Origin of the sequence: Burkholderia cepacia (genome assembly GCF_001039005.1) — a bacterium.
Classification (GTDB): Bacteria; Pseudomonadota; Gammaproteobacteria; order Burkholderiales; family Burkholderiaceae; genus Burkholderia; species Burkholderia theae.
The window spans coordinates 127,171-145,796 of sequence record NZ_LDWR01000014.1 but is presented as its reverse complement, the minus strand read 5'-3'; the positions used below and the strand labels follow the sequence as shown (position 1 = coordinate 145,796).

7 protein-coding genes and 2 pseudogenes are annotated in these 18,626 nt (G+C 63.0%); 1 reads left to right on the top strand and 8 read right to left on the bottom strand.

Going from position 1 to position 18,626, the window contains the following annotated elements; all coding sequences use genetic code 11:
• Positions 1-12: 12 nt before the first annotated feature.
• From VL15_RS08700 to VL15_RS39230, 4 genes are all read right to left on the bottom strand, one after another.
• Positions 13-2,031 (bottom strand): RiPP maturation radical SAM C-methyltransferase, encoded by a 2,019-nt coding sequence (locus tag VL15_RS08700; RefSeq protein ID WP_053077607.1) that lies wholly within the window; start codon positions 2,029-2,031, stop codon positions 13-15.
• A gap of 4 nt (positions 2,032-2,035) precedes the next feature.
• Positions 2,036-4,090 (bottom strand): RiPP maturation radical SAM C-methyltransferase, encoded by a 2,055-nt coding sequence (locus tag VL15_RS08695; RefSeq protein ID WP_048244912.1) that lies wholly within the window; start codon positions 4,088-4,090, stop codon positions 2,036-2,038.
• Complete coding sequence (locus VL15_RS08690) at positions 4,087-5,613, bottom strand: radical SAM family RiPP maturation amino acid epimerase (RefSeq protein ID WP_053077606.1); 1,527 nt, start codon at positions 5,611-5,613, stop codon at positions 4,087-4,089. Before VL15_RS08690 ends, VL15_RS08695 begins: the two co-directional genes overlap by 4 nt.
• Before the next feature lie 122 nt (positions 5,614-5,735).
• Complete coding sequence (locus VL15_RS39230; protein WP_063778202.1) at positions 5,736-6,251, bottom strand: NHLP leader peptide family RiPP precursor; 516 nt, start codon at positions 6,249-6,251, stop codon at positions 5,736-5,738.
• Positions 6,252-6,623: 372 nt separating this feature from the next.
• On the opposite strand from VL15_RS39230, the pseudogene VL15_RS43755 reads away from it, so the two are divergent.
• Positions 6,624-6,731, top strand: a pseudogene (locus VL15_RS43755) (H-NS family nucleoid-associated regulatory protein); the annotation flags it as partial.
• 412 nt (positions 6,732-7,143) lie between these two features.
• Here VL15_RS43755 and VL15_RS08675 read toward each other — a convergent pair.
• From VL15_RS08675 to VL15_RS08660, 4 genes and pseudogenes are all read right to left on the bottom strand, one after another.
• Entirely contained in the window at positions 7,144-7,458 is a 315-nt protein-coding gene (locus VL15_RS08675) for a hypothetical protein (RefSeq protein ID WP_048244910.1), read from the bottom strand.
• Between the two features lie 104 nt (positions 7,459-7,562).
• Positions 7,563-7,706: pseudogene (locus tag VL15_RS39810) on the bottom strand (PDDEXK nuclease domain-containing protein); the annotation flags it as partial.
• 225 nt (positions 7,707-7,931) lie between these two features.
• Complete coding sequence (locus VL15_RS08665; protein WP_155420160.1) at positions 7,932-8,129, bottom strand: hypothetical protein; 198 nt, start codon at positions 8,127-8,129, stop codon at positions 7,932-7,934.
• 28 nt (positions 8,130-8,157) lie between these two features.
• On the bottom strand, positions 8,158-18,588 hold the full coding sequence (locus VL15_RS08660) for a neuraminidase-like domain-containing protein (protein ID WP_053077605.1): 10,431 nt from the start codon (positions 18,586-18,588) through the stop codon (positions 8,158-8,160).
• Positions 18,589-18,626: the final 38 nt, after the last annotated feature.

Genomic DNA, 18,626 nt, shown 5'->3' with positions numbered 1-18,626 from the left:
GACATGCCGCCGTCATTCCGCCAGCAGCAGCCCCGACGATTCGGGGCCGGTCGTGATGTAGCCGCCGGGAAAGCGTTGGCGGGCCGGCAAGGCCGGTACGTCGCCGTTGACGGGCAGCGACAGGTATTTTTCGCCGAGGGCGAGCAGCCACCGGTTGCTGATCAGCGCGTCCCATTCTCCCGGCGCGAGCCGGCCTCGGTCGATCTGCGCCGATGTCGCTCCGCCGTCGCATAGCGCCAGTATCCCGGCTGCCGTGGCCGACACCTGGCTCACGCGCTGGCGCGCGCAGGGACGCGTATCGAGCACCGTGGCGCCGCCGTCGGCGCGCGGGGTAATGCACAGCAGCGGCTTGGCGGCGGCGTCGTGAAGCTGCCGCCAGGCGGTCACGGCCTGATGACACAGGGCAACGCCGCTGCCGGGCTCGATCGGCGGGCTCGCACCCGGAATCGAATCGCCGGTCGTTTGCAGGCGCGCCTTGCCGAGGGTGTCGAAGTTGTAGCAAAGCTGGGCAAGCTGCTGCTCCGCCAACGGGTAGATGTAGCGGTAGGGCCACGCAGGCGCAATGTTCAACTCGTAAAGCTCGGGCGTTTTCTGGTACGGGCTGAATCGTTCGACACGAATCCGCACCATCGCCTGCGGCGGCTGCAGGTGGACGAGGGCCGGGATCAGTCCGGCCATGTCGCGGTAATCGTCATCGTTCTCCTGGGGAATATCGAACAGGATGTTCCAGGACACGAACAAGCCGTCTTCCCGCGCCCATTTGAGCAGGCGCGTGTTGATCAGCGCCGTCGTTCCCTTTGCCATCTGCTTCAGCAGATTGTCGTTCAGGCTCTCGATGCCGGGCTGGATCCAGGCGATGCCGGCATCGCGCATCAGCGCGACCTGGTCGCGACGAAGGTTGGCCTTGGTTTCGTAGAAGATCTGCCAGTCGCCTGCGTGGTCTTCGCGCAGACGAGGCAGCACGGTCTTGAAATAATCGAGGTCGATGATGTTGTCGACCACCATGAAACGGTTGATGCCGTGCCGGTCCGCGAGCGTCGAGAACTCTTCGATTGCCCGTTCCGGCGACTTGGCGCGGAACGCCATCGAACTCCCGTTCAGGCCGCAGAATGTGCAGTGCCGCACGGCGCCCCACCAGCAGCCTCGCGCCGTCTCGATCGGGAGGCCGGGGCGGATCAGGTCGCGCAAGGGCGAATGCGACAAGCGGCGGAAATAGTCCCGGTAATCGGGAGTCGGGCTGCCGTCCAGCCGCTCGACGCGCGCCCGCCCGATGCCAGCGGGCGGGGCGACGCCCGCCGGCCCTCCGCGTCCCAGGACACCGGCCGGAAGCAGGGCCGGCGGGGTCTTGGCGCGGTATCGCAGCGCATTGGCGACCAGGTCCGGCAACAGCTCATCGGCCTCGCCGGACACCACGTAGTCGACAAAGGGGAAATTGCGCCACGTCGCGAGCCCCATCGCGTCTTCGCAGTTCGCACCGCCGATCAACGTGACGATGTCGGGATCCGCATGCTTCAGGTGCCGCAGCAGCGCAAGGGCGGCGCAGTGCTGCTGGAACATCGAGCTGACGCCGACGATCCTTGGGCGCCGCGCCACGATTTCGCCCACGGTGCGGGCGATGAACGCCTCGGCCAGCCGGCGCACGGGCCACAGTTGCGCCGCGATTTCGCGCGCGGCGGCTTCCGCGACGGACGGCTTCAGTATCTCGCCAAGCGTGCGCATGTAACCGTCGTGATCGCTCTCCGCGCCGGGAAACGCGGCGCCGGCAAAGGTCCATTCCCCGGCCATTTCTCGCGACAGTCGGGAAATCGCGTCATAGACGGGCAAGCCGATCTGCTCGGCGAACGTGATGTTCGCGTAGTGCACGCCCGCCGAAAAGCCGTGATCGACGAGCACCTGCTTCAACAGCCCGAGCGCGATGGACGGACGTTCGATTGCGCCATAGGGCAGATAGACGAACAGGACGTCGCACGGGCCATCGTCGGCGTCGTCGTGGTGGTTCGATCCAGGATCGGCCTCCATCCGCATCGGCATGACCTCATTCCTCCACGGCCGTTTCGGGGCGCGCGGCGACCTTGCCCGTGGTGTAGTCCGGGCGCCAGACGAAGCCGCCCGGAAATTCCGAGCCGTCGGGCAGGCTGGGGAGATCGCCTTTCAACGTCAGCGACAGGATCCGTCCGTCCAGTTCGATGGCGTACGCCCGTTCGAGCAAAAAGGCGAGGGCGTCGGCGATCTGTTCGTCAGTGCCGGCGAAGCGCCCGTCCGAGCGCAGCTTTTCCGGCAGCGTGGCGGTGTTGCGCGCGCCGTCGCACAGCCTGAGGATGGCGGCGGCAGCGCCATCGAGCCGGACCTGCCGCTCGGCCGCCAGCGGTCTCGTGTCCAGCAGGCGAAGCCCGGCGCCGTCGGGTTCCTCGCACAGCACCGCCGGCATGCCGGACCAGAACGCCCTGGACCACGCGACCAGCGCCTTGCGCAACGCATCGGCTCCGGGGCGCTCCAGCGTCAGCCCGACCGACAGGTTGCGGCCCAGGTCCGCGACGCCGCGCTCTTCGAAGAAATAGCTTTGATCCATCAGGTCCGCCGGCGACAGCGGATAGACGTACTGCAGCAGCCGGGCCGGAACGAGCTCCAGGCCATAGTCCGCCGCTTTGCCGTGATACGGGCTGTAGCGGTCGAAACGAATGTGGATCATGCCGCCGGGCGGCTGCATGTGACAGATCTTCGGCACCATGTCGGCCATGACCTGGTAATCGGCGTCGTCTTCGCCCGGAAATCCGAACAGCAGGGACCACGACAGCCGCAGACCGAATTCGCGCGACCATTTGAGCAGTTGCACGTTCATCCAGGCTTGCGCGCCCTTGTCCATCAACGCCAGGACCCGGGAATGCAGGCTTTCGATGCCCGGCTGGATCCACGTGACGCCGGCGGCCGCCAGCGCGGCGACATGGTCGCGCCGCAGGTTCGATTTCGTTTCGTAGAACAGACGGAAGCCGCGGCCTTGCAGTTGCGGGAGCAACGTCTCGAAGTGGCGCATGTCGAGGATGTTGTCGACGACCTCGAACTTGCGAATGCCATAGGATGCCGACAGCTCGTCGAATTGCCCGAGCACGCGTTCCGCGCTGCGGCTGCGATAGGCCATGCCGCCGCCATTCAATCCGCAGAACGTGCAGTGCTTCTTTTGCCCCCACCAGCAGCCGCGCGAGGTTTCGACCGGCAGGCCCGGGTCGATCAAGGCGGCGAGCGCGCTGTCGCGCAGGGTGTCGAAATAGTCGCCGAAGGCGGGCGTCGCCAGATGCTCGATCGACGGCGACGAGTGGCGCGGCACGCCGTCGTTCGAGCCGGGATCGACAGGGTAGCCCGCCGTTCGGTGGCGCGGCGTCAGGATCGCATCGGGCAGGCCGTACGGAACCGCGCCGGGCTTCGCCCGCAGGATCCTGCCGACGACATGCGCGATGATGCTGTCCGCCTCGCCGGACGCGACATAGTCCACCCAGGCGAAATTGCGATGGGTGGTTCGGCCCATGACGGTTTCGCAATTGGCACCGCCCATCATGGTGACCGTGCCGGGTGACATTTCCTTGATTCGCCGCAGCAGCGCGAGCGACGCAAGGTGTTGCTGAAAGGTGGACGAACACCCGACGATGCGCGGCTGCATCTCGAGAATCCGGTTCGCGGTATCGGTGACGAACCGGTTGGCCGCATCACGCATGTCGTGCAGCATGCGGCGCAAGCCGTCGAGGCCCAGGCGCTCGCGACTTTCCGGGAGCATGATCAGCCGCTCCAGCAATTGCGCCAGATAGGCGTCGTCATCGGGCTGGTAGTCGGGGAACGCCGCTTGACGGAATGTCCATTCACCGACCACATCCTCGGATCGCGTGATGTCGATGAACTGATAGGCCTGAATGCCGATGCGCTCGGCAAAACGCACATTCGCGTAGTCCGAGCGAACCGAGAATCCGGCATCCGTCAGGATGCGATGCAACAGGCCGATCGAGATCGACGGCCGCTCGACGCCGGCATACGGCATGTTGACCAATACGATGTCGACGCCGGGGAGCGGGGCGTCGGCCGCGGCTTCGGGCCCCCGGGTCATGCCGAGTCCATGGCCTTGACGGCGACGACGCGTTGCACGACCGGTTCGGCCTCCGCAGGTTCGGTATCCAGTGCGCCGAGGCGCATCAACTCGTTGAGGATGTTGAACGTGTCCACCAACGGCGTGCCGGTTTCGTCCTCGATGCGGATTGCGACGTCGGCCGCCGTGTGGACGCCGTCTCGCAGCAGGCGATCCAGCGCCGCGAACGCGGGGAAGTTGACCAGGGTGCGCCTGACCCAGATGGACGCAATGTCGTAGCCCTCCCGGGTCACGGTCGTGGCGACGAGGCAGGGGTTGAGGGCGACCGTGGTGTCGGGCGTCACGACATGCCCGGCGCCGTTGATCAACCGGATCAGGAGCTTGCGCAACTGCTCCGCGTTGTCGAAATGTCCTTGGGCCAGCACGCGATAGCCGTTCGGCCAGCGATCCGATGCATGGCACGGCGTCACCATTCGGACCGAGCGGTCGACCATGTTGAAGAGGAAGCCGCTCACGCAAGCGATGGTCTGCGGCTGTTCGTCGCTCGTCTTGGCATGGCCGCGCGGCGACTTGACGCGGGCGCGGCCTGCATTGGCCTTGGGCACACCGGACTCGCGATTGAGCGGCAGCAGCTCCACGTTGATCAGTTCTTCCGGGGTAAAGCGACTGTGGACGTCGTCCAGCATTTTCAGCGTGAGGATCGAGAATCGCTGGATCTCGCCGGCGCAATCCCTGACCATGTCGAGGATCTCGCGCGTCATCGCCTCGTTGCGCAACGGAATGGCAGTGGTGGTCTGCGGATACCGGCCGAAAGCGCGCCGGAAATCGGTAATGAAATGGATGTAATCGGGATTGTCCAGCGGATCGGACGCCCAATAGCAGAATCCGTTGAAGACAGAATCGCCAAAGACGTCGCGACACACGTCCAGCGTGTCGCGCCACAAGGCCGCATGCTCGGCCGTGTACGCAAAATGAGCGCTCAGCTTCTCCGCGCCCACGCCACAGAACCAGCATCCGACCGAACATCCTTTCTGCAATTCGAAGGCCACCGTCGCGTGCACGAGCCCCGCCGACTTGGCTGGCCCGAGTTCCAGCGTGCAGCGATGCATCTGCTGCAGCCGCCACAGGCCGAACCGGCCGGAAACGCCTGCCTTGACGTCGCGCATCCAGTCGCGAAACGCCAGCTTTTCGGCAATGAAGGAACGATAGCGCCGCACCGAGCGGGAGTCTTCGGGGGCGGGCAGGCCGTTTGCCCGATCCTGCTTGCGTTGACGCGCTTCCTGTTCGTGCCACAGGATCCGAACGTTCTGCGGATCGATGTCGATGCCGTAGGCGTCGCATGCTTCCTGCGGATGCTCGTAGAGACGGGCGCGGAACACGTTGTCCATCGACCACCGTTCCAGCAGGCGCTTGGTCCGGGCGACGTCGATGACGTAGTCGGAATCGGCGCAGCCGGGAACGGTAAACAGCGGGACAACGTCCTCGCCAAAGCCGCGCGCGATTTCCCAGGCCCGCTCTTCACGTTCTTTGCGCATGTCGGCCATGCCGTCTCCTCGTCCGTTCAACGCTGGCGCCGGCGTCGGTTCGCCCTGTCGATGGGCGCATCGGCTCACGCGATCCCCAAACGCCGGCGATCCGGGGATCGCTCACCGCCTGTCGGACAAGATCAGGTCAGCACGGCGGCGCCGACCGCGACGACCACGCCCTCGGTCGCGCCAGCCACGTTCTGGACGCCGGCCGCATTGGCTTCTCCCACCGCATTGGCGGTGGTGTACAGATTGACGGCTTCCCAGCCGGCAGCCATGGCGGTGGCCGCCGCCGCATCGGTGTGAGGCTGCAACGTGGTTTGGGCCGGCGGGACAGGCAATACAAAATGGCGCGTGTCCGCGGTGTCCTGCAGCAGCGTGACGCGCACGCCCTTGGGCAGCGGCGTAATCGCCTTGAGGAGCTTCGCTCCGGCAACGGGGTCCGCTTCGAGGCGGTCCTGGGCCGGCAGTACCACGTACTTGTTTTGCGAGCTGTTTTCCAATGCCGAGACCTGGACCGAGTCGGGCAGGGTAAGGCCGGCGGCCGCCAGCGCGGCTTTGGGGTTTTGCAGGACGCTCGCCTTGTAGGCAGGATCGCGCCAGGCATGCGCAATCACGTTGGCTGCCACCACGCGCCATTTATCGCTGTTTGACATGGGTATCCTCGCTTCAATGAGAACGGGAGTATTCGTGCACGCTCGACGAAGCTTATGAAATGCAGATCGTCAGTTCAAGCTGATTTTTATTGAACATTTTTCATTACATTTAATTGAATTATTCTATTTATTATTTAACGTCGAATGAGCATGAATGCTGGGCCGTATAAGTCGAAACGCCAGGCGCGTCAATGAACTCGCGAGCGTGCCATACGTACCGTTTTCGTAGCGCAATTGCACTTCTGTCTGCCTGTCCGTCATTGTTTCGCAATGGCGAATCTGTCGAGTCGTCAACTCGAGTCGCTCCCCTGCGCGTTACGGCTTGAGCTTGTCGTCCGCCACGTCCTGAATGACCTTGAATCTGTCCAACAGCGTGCGCCGATCGCGCAGAAGTATCGCGATCCGAAAACCGGCGCAACCTGGGGCGGGCGTGGCAAAGCTCCTCACTGGATTGCGAATGCGAAGAACCGTGATCGTTTCCCGATGGGAAATACCGGGGGAAATGTCGTGAGCGGACGGTCTTTGCGGCCACCGCAAATAGGCATGGCGACGTATTTCCGTACGCGGAGATGATCGTAAAGGATAGATGGGCTACCTTCAGCCGCGATGGCGTCGAAGTGTGGAACTGCAGCGCACGCTACGCCGCTGCTCGCTTCGACGTTCAGTCTGCTTGGGAGAATCCGCAGATGAGCGAACTTGTTCAGATTGCGCCCGGCGTTGGGTTCTCGTCCGATGTGCTTGGCGCCGCCCTGTTTTAATAACTGCGCAGCTCGATTCAGTCCGACATGCGGCTCCAACTCGACGCATGTATATCCGAAAGCGCACGCTGGATATTCAGGCCCAGCGCCAGAACAGGCGCAACTCTCCCGTCGGCTTCCGTTCCGACCACCTTTTACGCGTCTTTCAGCCAGGGCATTTCCACGGGCGACACGACCAGTTGCCGGAATTCGCGTTTCAGATCGAAGATGAACCCGACCAGGATCATGGAGTCGGCGTAAGGAATCGGAAAGACATGCGGATTTTCCGGAGTACGCAGGGGGCGCTCCGGCGTGTCTGCTGTCGCCGCGGCGTTCTCGCGAACGCTTTCCAGTTCGTCGGCCATGGGCAGGCCACCGACTTTCAGAACGCGGCTACGCAGCTCGCTGAAGGGCTCAATGCGTGCAGCGTCTTCGTGGTATTCCGGTACTTCGTAAACGAACCAGGACATTGTCGTCTCCCAATAGAAGGGGCGCTATTCTACGCCCTGAAACGATCAGCGGCATGTACAAGGCTGAACTGATTGATCGCCGCACCTGGAAAACGCGGGAATCCGAATGCGAACCCGGCGCCCAGCTCGAGAAGGAAACGTGTGATGTGCTGCGTGAGCGCGCGTTCGATGTCGCGCTCCTGGGCGTTCTCGGTCAGACCGAGAAAGTCGAAGATTCAGGGGGCCTTGAGCGCGTCGCGACCAGGATCAACGCATATCAATCTGCCCCTAAAATAATAACGAATCAAATCAATTGCTTCCTGACGGGTGCTTCCATCGTTCCTCAATAACTCTTCGCCGAGCCCCGGCCGCCGTCGGCGTGCGCTGGTTTGCGCCTCGGAGCCTGCGCGAATGGTAAGGCGACAGCTCGCCGGCCGATCGGACGCTTGGTTGTTCGACCGATTACGGCGTACAGGAGCGGTACGACGCGGATCTCACGCCGACCGCTCGAGCACGGCCACGAACCCGGTTCCCTGCGCAAACAATACTTGCTTCAGCGTCAAATCTGGATGTTCGTCAATCAGCTGATTGACCCGGTCCTCAAGCGCCACCAACGTCACGCCCGTGACAAATTGGTACTTCCCTTTCTTCTGGCGGTCCGTTTCGGCGGAGTCGTGGGCGGGGTGCTCCACCTTCCCCTCTCGGATTGGCACTGTCGGCTTACGCGCAGTCATGGCAGCCTCCCTCATGAACGTCGAAAGACGAACCCGGCCGCACGGTCTCGCAACAACGTTCGATGACTTCGTAACGGCACAGCACGAAAACCCGCTCCAGCCCGCAAATGCGATCGGCAAAGTTCAACGTCATCGTATGGCCCGGATGGCAGTCGTCGAGCGGAGCGATACGAAGCTCTCCGCTGCCGTGATACAGCCCCGGCCAATCGACGCTGCTCCTGCATTCGAGCTCGAACTCGTCCGGCGAACATTCGCCGTCCGGGTGGTCGACGGTCACTTCGACGAGGTGGCTGCCGCGCTTCGCTTCATGCGCGCAAGGGCACTCGTCGATGTGCGGACATTCCTGCTCGCAGCAATGACTGCTGTCGAAGAGCACGGCCACCTTGGTGACTTTGATCGACGGATCACCCGGCAAGTACGGAAACAGCCTCCTTGAGATAGGCAGCGTCATGACGCCTCCCGGATGCGCGTCATCGACGCCGCGCCTCCGCTCGCCGTCCTGCATCGCGCTGCGCGAGCGACGCAGCTGTTCCCACACATCGGGAAAGTCGCGATGCACGTCGAGATAGATCCATCCATTGCCGGGCAGCCTCTCCCGAATGGCCGCGCGAGCCGCATCGCGCAATGCCGTGCCGCCTTCGCGCGACGTATAGTTCAGGTGCAGTACCATGTCGGCCACCGTATCGAGATCGAAGTAGTTGCTCTCCTGCGGCAGTTCGATGCGCCAGCAGCTGACGGCGCCGGCATATTCGAATGGCAAATGCCGATCGTCGTGGAAATTCAACTCGAACAACCCCGCATCGTTGCGGCCGCTCGACGTCGCAATCGCTTCGCGCGCACCATACAGCTTCACGCCGCGTGGATCGCAGCATCCCGCCTCGTAATGCTCGTGCAAGGGATGACGGCAGCCGCAGGCACCCTTCGGCTTGTCATTGCAGCAATGCGTCACGGGGCAGGGCAGACACGGGTCGATACGCGTCCAGCTATGCAGGAGCGTCAGCTTGCAATGCACGCCCGTATAGGGTCCGGTTACACACGGTATCGTCACGCTGACACTTTTGAGGCGCCGCATATACTGCCCCGGATAGTCCATGTCGAACATCCACTCGGGTATTTCGATTTCGCAGTAGCCGGTCAATCTGAGTTGCAGGAACTGCAATGGAAAATGCAACGCGAGCGACACGTGCTTCGTGAGTTCGTACTCGCGCTGATGGCATTGCAGATATTCCTTTTCCATCCGGTCGAGCGCGAGTTGCAGCTTGTCTCCCGCGAGCAAGCCTTCTTGCAGGCCGTTCCAGCTTCCGCACGGCAGGAAATTGCGACCGGTAAAACCGAGCTCGAAATTGAACGCCCGCTGTGCCTGCCGCACGACATGCTGCGCCAGCTCGTACATTTGCCAGTACATGGCCATGCCTTCCTTCTGCAGGTATAGCCATAGCTCGTGACTCGTAAACTTGTCGCGCAAGAGGTTCAGCCTTTCGCGCGATTGCTCGAGCGACTGCTGGTGCAGATTCAATTCGAGCAAGGTCTCGTGGACCTTTCTCTCCGCGGCGAGGATCTGGATCTCCATCTGTTCGATTTCCAGATCAAGGACCTCGACCTGATGCACCCACTCGTCAAGCCTGCGCTGCCAGCCGGCTTGCGTCAAATCGAGCTGCGCATTGAGGCCGGCGATCTCGCCGATCTCGTTTGTAATGCGAGCGATCGTCTTGAACATGCCCGCGAGCTTGGTGCCGAGCGGAAGCCAGGTTTCTTCGCACGGGAAGCCGACGAAGAGGTCTGGAATCAGCTCCATTGCCTCCGCCACGGCCTCGATCTCGGTTGCCGTGGTGCGCAGCCCGATCTCGTTGTTCATATTGTCCTGATAGTCGAGCTCACCATTGATGAGGCCGACATCGATCAGCCGCTTGGTGTACCGGCGGTTCGTCTGCTGCACTTCCTTGCCCTTGCGCAGCGCCTGCACCTGCCAGTCCGCCTCGCGCCATTGCTGCTGCCGGATATCGACCGTCATGTCGGCCAGCTCTGTCTCGTGCCGCGCGTGCATCTGCGCCAGATACTCGCCGTCGCCGCGTTCGAATGCACCCAGGAGCGCCGTGCCCATTTCGCGCAGGTGCCCCACGCATTCTCGTGCTTTCTGCATCAACACGACGAAGCGATACTGCGTGAGCGGGTGACACCAGGCGTCATCCTCGCAACAAACGGGTTCGTCGCACGGCCGGTGGGGTGCCGGATCGCAGCAGCATGGATCCTGCCCCCAGTACGGCGAACCGCACGTACCCGCCACATCCGGGTTGCGCAGCCGCTTGTCGCTCAGGCAACGATGCACGAGCGAAAGGCCGTCCCGAACATGACAATACAACTGCATCAGCCGCGGATTGAGCGGTGGGTTCAATGGCACGAACGTCGCGACGGTCCGCTTGTGCGGCCTTGACGGATTGTGCACGGTCGGTGGACAGGGACCGAGAATGGCCGAAGCGGTGTCGAGAATCAGCCGGGCCTCTTGCGCCGACTCGCGCGAGTTCTTCCGCATCAGCGCGCGCGCCCATTCGACGAGCGTTTCGGCATAAGCGAGCACGATCGCACGATCGCGAGCAGTCTGTGCCGAGATGTTCGTGCTATCGCAGCACATGTCGAGCGGCGCACGTCCAGGGCCAGGCACATCCACGCCGTCGGTCGAGGATCCATGCGTCGCCGACGGCTGCTCCGCCACCGCAACGTCGGCCGGCTGCCCGGCCACATCGACCGTTCCCAGGGTGCCGCCGCCCGGCTGGTTGCCCGTGCTGCAATGCACCCACATATTGTCGGATTGCAGAGGATTGCGCACGAGCTCGTACCACTTCAGTGCCGGTTCGAAATGACAATGGCAGCGCAACACATCGGCAATTTCGATCGACGGGCTGAACATCGATTCGACGAAAAGCCGCTCGCCGGGCTCGACGAAAACAAAATACGGATAGGCCGGCAACCCGGCGGGGCAGGAACTCGCGACGGGCGTCGGATCCGCCACGAGCGGCAGCGTCACGCACTTATCCACGGCCATGTCGTAGCGGAAGCCCGGGACGTCCGTGCCGTTGTAACCGAGGGGCGTGGGCGGAATGCCGCCGGTTACAGCGAAAGTCAGCGAGTCGTCCAGCCGCCCGACGTAGGTCAGGTCAGGCGTCGCGCCGGTAGACAGCTTGACCAGTCCACCGGAATGGCGCGGCTGCTTGAATTCGCCGTTATGCACTCGGCACCACGCAAGGCGCACGGCCGATTCCGGCTTCCAGTCGAGAAGCGTCGGGATCTGCTGCGGGTCGTGCCAGTAAAGGGAGATCTGTTCCGACGGGTCGTAATACTCGTCCTGGAACGGCTCGTCGAATGTCTGCGCCGGCACGAGCCAGAAATAGTATTCGTCGACGAGTGGCGGATGCACGCAGCCACATTCGGTGCAGCAACCCGGTTCGGCATGAAAATCGCTCGGAACGAACGCCGCCGCGGCAGGCGGCACGCCACCGGCGGCAACGCGGATGAAACGCACGCCAAGACGGATGGCCGCCTCGATCCAGAACGGCGGCTTGTCGGACGCGGCTGCAGGTGACGCGCTCGAGGCCGACGTCGCGACGACCGCGCCCGCGGCACGCGTGTCCGCGACGCGAGCGATGGTGGGCGATGAGGGATTGTTCGAGCCTTGGGGTGTCCCTTGAGGCGTACCGGAGTCAGGCGCGAGCCACGAGGGCCGGGCATCGCGCTCGGGTGTCCCCAGCACGCCGAGCCCTTCCCTCGGCGGCGTCAGCAAGCGCAGCGTGGAAGGCGTGCCCTGTTGCAGCAGTTCGACCGCCGGATGCGCTGGCGGCAGCGACGCCGCCCAGTATTCCAGGCCGCCGGGTGCGGCCAACGTCAGCGTCGAGCGGCGCAATTGATCTTCGAGGAACTGGAATGCTTCGATTCTGCGCGCCTTTCTCAGCTCGTCCCACGCGATCCAGTTCTCTCGGTAGAGCGTCCTGCAGCGGCAACTCTCCCAGACCCTGTAGCTGGCAAACACGTTCTTCCACAGACTCAGGAACGACGGTCCGATCGCCCAGTCCTCCAACCCCAGCCGCGCGCGCTGCACGAACGTCTGCACTGCCGTGATGCCTTCTTCGATACGGCTGGCCCTTTCGCAGAAGCCGGCTTCGACGTCAATGAGGAGGAGGGCGCTCAACGCTTCAGGCGACTTCGCGTAGCCACCCCACGGCAGCGGCACCCGATTCATTCCGCACAAATACGCGAGCAAATGCGCGCGTGCATGCACGCGCAGGCAATCGTTGATCTTTTGCAGATCGTCGTAGCGGCGCAGATCGGGTTCGTCGGGCTCGATCATCGCGTTTTCGAAAAGCCGCACCAGATTGACATTGCCGGTTTGCGCTTCACCGGGCACCAGCGCGCCCGGGTCGTCCGACGCCCATAAGTCCGGCCGTGCAAGACGAATGTCGTTCGGCGGGCAACGTTCGACAAGTTCATCGATCCAGTGGTCGGCATGCCAGACCCTGACGGCCCATCGATCGTCCTTCAGGTCGTCGCTGTCGATCTTGTAGACGGGTGTCGTCTGCGTCGAGAAATACGACAGCACGCAGGGTGCGTGATCCAGGTCGACGTCGAGATGGCGCAGCAGTTGAGCCGGGTTGTCGGGCTGCTTCTCAGCCGCTTGTTCGAACAACAGCCAGACGGGTCTTGCACGCGCCCACGTCTTCTTTCCGCTCTCGTCTTCCCTTTCGTCCGTGGACCCGCGCATTCGCGAGTAATCGAACATCCGCTCCCACCAATCGAACAGCGCCTGCCTGCGCTGGCTGCTCGGAAGGGTGCGTTGATCCTGACTCGCTGCCGGTGGTTGATAGTAGTCGAGGAGTGGCAGCAGGTTCATGTCGAAATTGGCGGCGTGCCTGACAAAACCCGGATTGCGGTAATAGCTGACGCCCGCGAACAAGTCCGCATGCGCGAACATATAGCCCAGCTCGGACTGCCCGAACGGCTTCGCCGGATGGCCCGTGAGCGCAAAACGATGCGCGAAAAGCAGCGCCTTGAACGCGCGTTGGTAAGTACGACGTATGTCGCGCAGCGTACTCGTGTATCTCAGGTACAGGTACTCGGCAACGCTGCTGCCCTTCGGAAAGCTCATTTTGCCGATGAGCTGTTCGTCCTTGCTCGTGCAGAAGAGCTTGTCGAGCGGCAGCACCACGAGCTGCCCGTGCGTATCGGCGCCCGAATACTTGACTTCGAAGCCGGTATGCAGCGGACGCACATCGTCTTCGCCCGCAAACTGCGGTTCGTTCTGGAAAAATTCGACTTCGAGGTTGTATGCGCCCGACTTCAAATTCAGTGTCGAACCGCTTTCGCCGGGTTCGTCTTTCCAATGATGTGACAGCACCGCCCACGTCTTCTGCCCGCGGCTCAAGGTGACTCGCCAGCGGCGCTCCGGATCGCACTCGCGCTCGTCTTCGCCGCCTTCGCCCTTCTCCTTGCCTGCGTTCCCGCGCGGTACGTCGGCTTCGAAGTGGTAGCGGCCTTCCTCGTCGACCATCAGAACGCCACGCCACTTGATATGAAAGCCGGCGGCACCACCGAGCTCGATGCCGCGGCGGTTCTGAATCGCGAAACCGTTGCGCACGCCGAAGAGCTTCAGTTGCTCGGGAGAAAGGCTCAACTCGAGCGCCGGCAGAATCGTAGGCAATGGCGCGTTCTTCTCGTTCTTCTCCGTATCGAACGCCCGCATGTTCGCGCGGAGCTCGCGCCAGACGAGCTCACCGCCGCTGGTGTGGAACTCGCCCATCAATCCCGTTCCGACGAGTCCTAGCAGCGCGGCAAACGCCCCGCCAGACGGCAACGGCTTCCACATGACATCGGGTATCGCACCCGAATCGTTTTCCCACGAAGTCAAACCGCGGTTCTCGTCGCCGAAGAGGTGCCGCAGAATCAGCCATGCCGTTTGCGTTTCGTGCGGCAACGGCGCGTCGGTGCAACCGCATAGCGAAGCGCTCGCGACGGCACCGACATGGCCGACCAGATGCGCGGCAATCACATGGCAGCGCTTGACCATCAGCGCAAACCGCTCGCGAAACCAGTGCCAGCGCCTTTCTTCGTCGTGCTCGGCAATCAAATTTTGTTCCGCCGCTGCGAAGTCGGGGAACAACATCGCAAACGGCGCGAGATCGACGCGCGGCATCGCAAGCAGGTTCTGCACGGCGTGTTGCTCGTCCAGCGTGAGGTCGCGGACGTGCACGAGTTTTTCGATCACGGCGCGATCGCTCAGCGGAAGCTGCGTGTAGAGCTCGCTGGTCGCCGCATCGAATCTGAACGGACCTTCCGCCGGCGTATTCCACATGTCGGGCGATGCCGTCGTCAACGGCGTGCGGTATTGCCGATCCGTCGCCCCAACGGCAACACCGGCGCGCTCCAGCGTGCGGGGGAAGAAGTGCTTGCCGAGCGACGTCAGGTAATCGGTGCCGCCGGGCGGCACGGCATAACCGAACTCCATCTTCAATGCGCTTTCGATCCGGTGCCACGTCCAGTCATGAATCTCGCTTTCGTCAACGGCGACGGCCAGCAGCTTCTTGCGCAACGCATCCAGGCTGTGGCCCTGCGCACCTTCTTCGTTACGCGCGTGGTTCTGTCGCGCTTCTTCCTCGGGCAGATCGAAGGGATGGTCGAGCGATTCGTTGGCATCCTGCAGCGGGAACGGATCGTCGCCGTCAAGATGCGGCTCTACCGAAAACAAGTACAGCAGTTCGCCGATGCCGAAACGCGAGGCGGTGATTTTCGCGAGGACTTCGGCGAACCGCAGCGTATGGGTCGGGACGGCATGCCAACTGTCCTTCGCGACGGTCGTCGAGAATCCGGCCAGTGCCGACAGTGAATCGAGGTTTTCGACCAGCAGCTTGATGAAATGGGGCGGCCGTTTCGGGCAATGGTCGATGCGTGCCTGGGAATAGCGCATGACTCGATCGACAAGCTGGCGCACAGCCCAATTCCACTTCGCCGCCGGGGGGGCCGCCGCCCATAGCGCGAGCAGATGCGTCCGGTCCGCGCCATGTGCACCTTTCGCCGCCGTGCCATCGGTCAGACGCAAGCTGAACTGGTCGCGCAGAATCTGGAACGAGGCCAGTTGACGGATGAAATCGGGGTTGATACTGCCGCCGATGAAAAGCTGAAGCACCTCGCAGATATCGCAAAGCTGAGTGAACGTGTAGCGCGCTCCGCATACGGCCCCAAGCTTGCGCCACAGTCGCAGATATACCGCGAGAGACCTCAACGCATCGAGAGGATTCTTGGGGTCCTGGAAAACGATCCGGTAATGCTCGGGGCAGCAAGGCTCGCAAACGGGTAGCAATCCCGGGTTATCGCCTCCACTCGTCGCATCCGTGCCGGCAGGCGCGTTGGTATCGCGCTGCCTTTGCTGCTGCACGACGGCGAACCGGAAGCAGTTCGACTTTTGCAGCTCGACGAGTTCGCAATAAGTCAGGCCCGTGCGCTTCAGGAATTCAGGCAACCGCAGTACGACGTCGACCCAATTGAAGCCCCCCGGGTTCGCTACGGGGAAGCCATACAACTCATACAGCACCAGTTGGCCTGGCGTCGGTACGAGCGCAATGTCGTGGGTGAACAGAAGCTCATACTCTTCGGGATTGATGCCGAGATACTCGATGCCGATATCGATCTTTACCGGGTATCGCCACAAATGGCTTTGAAACGTCGGCGCAACGACTGTCGGGTCGAGTGCGAATTCGGTGATCTCCTTTCTGAAGCCGCGCATCGCCGCAAAACGGCACGATGAAAGCGCATCGAGGTACGCACGGTTGACGTCGAGCGGCTGCGAATACGGTAGTGCAGGTGACGAAAAATCGGTTTTCAGCGCGTCATACGCCGCCCGGTTTGCAACCGGCGTGGCCGGCGAATTGAATTCGGACAACGCGCGAAACAAACTGGCTGGCGGTTGGCATTTGTCCGTATTCTCGACCACGTCGGCACACTCGTCCGCGGAGCACAGCTTGTGATCGTTCAGGTGATGTTCAGCCGTGTTGTAGACGCCGCCGGAAGCCGGTGGCGCGACCAGGTTTTCGAGTTGCTCGATGACGATGTCGACGAGCGGCAGCGGCGTCATTGCGTTTGCCGCGCTCACGTCCAGCAAGCCTGGGTCACTGCGGCGGGCGGCGATTGCCTCTTCGAGCGTCGGCCTGCCTTGATCGGGCGGCGCAGCGGGAGCCGCGCAGGTCGAATTCTCCGAAAGCCGCAGCAGTTCATGCAAATACTCGACCGTGCCCGTGGGCGACAGGTAGCACGGCGGCACGCAGTTCTCCAATCCGCCGGGGTTCACCGGCTGGAACGGGCCCGGTGGCGGCGGCGCGGGAGGATTGACGCCGCCTGCCGCGCTCCAGATTGCATTGGCCTGATCGAACGCGACGGTCCCGCGCATCGCATCGGCAAAATCCGCCTGGTTCAGCCGGTTGATGTCCATCGCGCTGGTGAAGCCGCGCGCATACAACGCTTCGGCGATGGAAAACGCCAGGCTCGGCACGGGCGGCATCACATTCGACGCAACGCCGGCCAGTTGACACAAGGCGTTCAACACCGTGACGCGCTGAACGAGCCACGCCTGCGCCGACGGGTCGCCGGGCAACGCCGTCTGCGCGGCAGCGGTCACGTTCGCATCCACGAGTGCGCCCGCGCCGAAGGAAAAGGTGCCGCCCACCAGCGCCTGATAAGCGCTGACCCAGTCGGCAATGACGTCGGCCGTGGGCAAATCGAGCACCGGTGCGGCGGGCGCGGCGGCGGACGGCAGTGTCGCGATCCCGAAACCGACCGCGAAGAATTTCTGGACGCGGCGAATGAATGCCGCCACACGCGCTTTGGCGGTTCCCGGCGCAGTGAAGGGCGGCAGCAGCACGATGTTGGGCGGCGTGCCAAACAGCGTGTTCCAATCCGTGACCGACATCAGCGACAGTTGGCTCACGCTCGTCACGGGAATGGCACGAATCGCAGCGATCAACGGCTGGTGGTCGTTCGTCACCGCCGCGAGGTCGAGCGAGAGATAGGCGTTCGGCTGCGCGGCGATTTCCGGTGTCCAGAACCCGACGGTGTCGTCGCCAGGGTGATAGTCGCGCCAGCTGGCGGCAGACGGATACGCAAGCCAATCATTGACGAGCGGCGTGAGCGTGGCATCGACTTCGCAGTGCGGCGCGGTCGCGTCGTATTGCACGCCGGGCACGAGCGCCGCAATCCGCCGAGCCGCCTGGGCCGGATTGACGGCAAGCGAATCGCTGATCGTGCCGGCATCGACTGCCGACGTCAGCGCAGGCAGCGTACGTTCCTCGTTGTCGCGGCATGCGAGTTGATATCGCTGCTTCGCCGGCATCTGCATGGGCAGCATGACGCCGAGCGCGTAGAAATACTCGGCCGGCACCTTGAATGCGGGCGCCAGGGTACCGCCGCCGCTTTGGACCAGCACGACATCGGCGCTGCTGATCGTTGTGGTTGGACTCGGTACACCGGGGTTGACCGGAAAGACCATCAACGCCATCTCGGCGTCGATGCTCATCTTTTCACAGGCCATCGCGCAACCGAGTGCAAACGTGTAGCGGGCCAGCCGATCGACGTTGGCGTTATGCGTCGCGTAATAGCTGTTCAGGTTGCCTTCGAACTGCTGCCGGTTCTGTTCGAGCTGGTTGCCGATCGTGCCGTCGTTCGGGGGATTGGTATATAACGCGCCCAGATCGTCGAATCCGGTCGTACCGCTCGCAGGCGCCGCCGGTAGCGGATCTTGCGGGCCCCAGATGATTTCATTGGCGATATGCGTCGCCTGGACGGGTGTGATGTCGGTGATGGCGGGCACCGGCCCCTGATCCGCAGCCAACACCGTTTGCACGGCGGTTTTGAGCGATTCGAAATCGGGTGCCTGCCCCTGGCTCAAATCGATTTGGGCGAGACCGGGCGACAGCGGGCGAGGGAGCGGCAGATAGATCCCGACCTCGCTGGCCGGAATGGCAGGATACGTTGCCGGCGCGGGCAACGCGCCGACGGTCACGACGTTGACGTCATAGTAGACGAGTTTGCTCGCGATCTTCGCGCCACCGCGGCTGATTTCGAGCCGGACGTCGGGTGTCACGTATTCCTTGTATCCGGCGGGCAGCGTGATCGGGATCACCGCCGTTGCTTCGGATTCGGCGTAAATCGTGAGCGGCAGCGGTGGAATCGGCGGCGTGTAATGCTGGACGATGGTCGTGCCCGGGTCGGGGATCGGTGGCGCGGCCGGTGCCACGAATGCGGCATCACCGATATGCTGACCCACTTTGGGATCGCCGACGCTCAGATCGAAGGCCGAGATTTTCAGGCCGGTCAGAAAATCGCTGAAACGCGTGCCACCGATGGGTGTGTCCGGGTGGAGCCGGATCACGAGTATTTGCGGCATGGTCTATCTCCTCGGCACAAATCGAGCTGTCGCCCGGA

Bases quoted from the DNA above. Each gene is read 5' to 3' on its own strand.
- VL15_RS08700 (WP_053077607.1), bottom strand. From the start codon at position 2,031: ATGCCGATGCGGATGGAGGCCGATCCTGGATCGAACCACCACGACGAC.
- VL15_RS08695 (WP_048244912.1), bottom strand. From the start codon at position 4,090: ATGACCCGGGGGCCCGAAGCCGCGGCCGACGCCCCGCTCCCCGGCGTC.
- VL15_RS08690 (WP_053077606.1), bottom strand. From the start codon at position 5,613: ATGGCCGACATGCGCAAAGAACGTGAAGAGCGGGCCTGGGAAATCGCG.
- VL15_RS39230 (WP_063778202.1), bottom strand. From the start codon at position 6,251: ATGTCAAACAGCGATAAATGGCGCGTGGTGGCAGCCAACGTGATTGCG.
- VL15_RS08675 (WP_048244910.1), bottom strand. From the start codon at position 7,458: ATGTCCTGGTTCGTTTACGAAGTACCGGAATACCACGAAGACGCTGCA.
- VL15_RS08660 (WP_053077605.1), bottom strand. From the start codon at position 18,588: ATGCCGCAAATACTCGTGATCCGGCTCCACCCGGACACACCCATCGGT.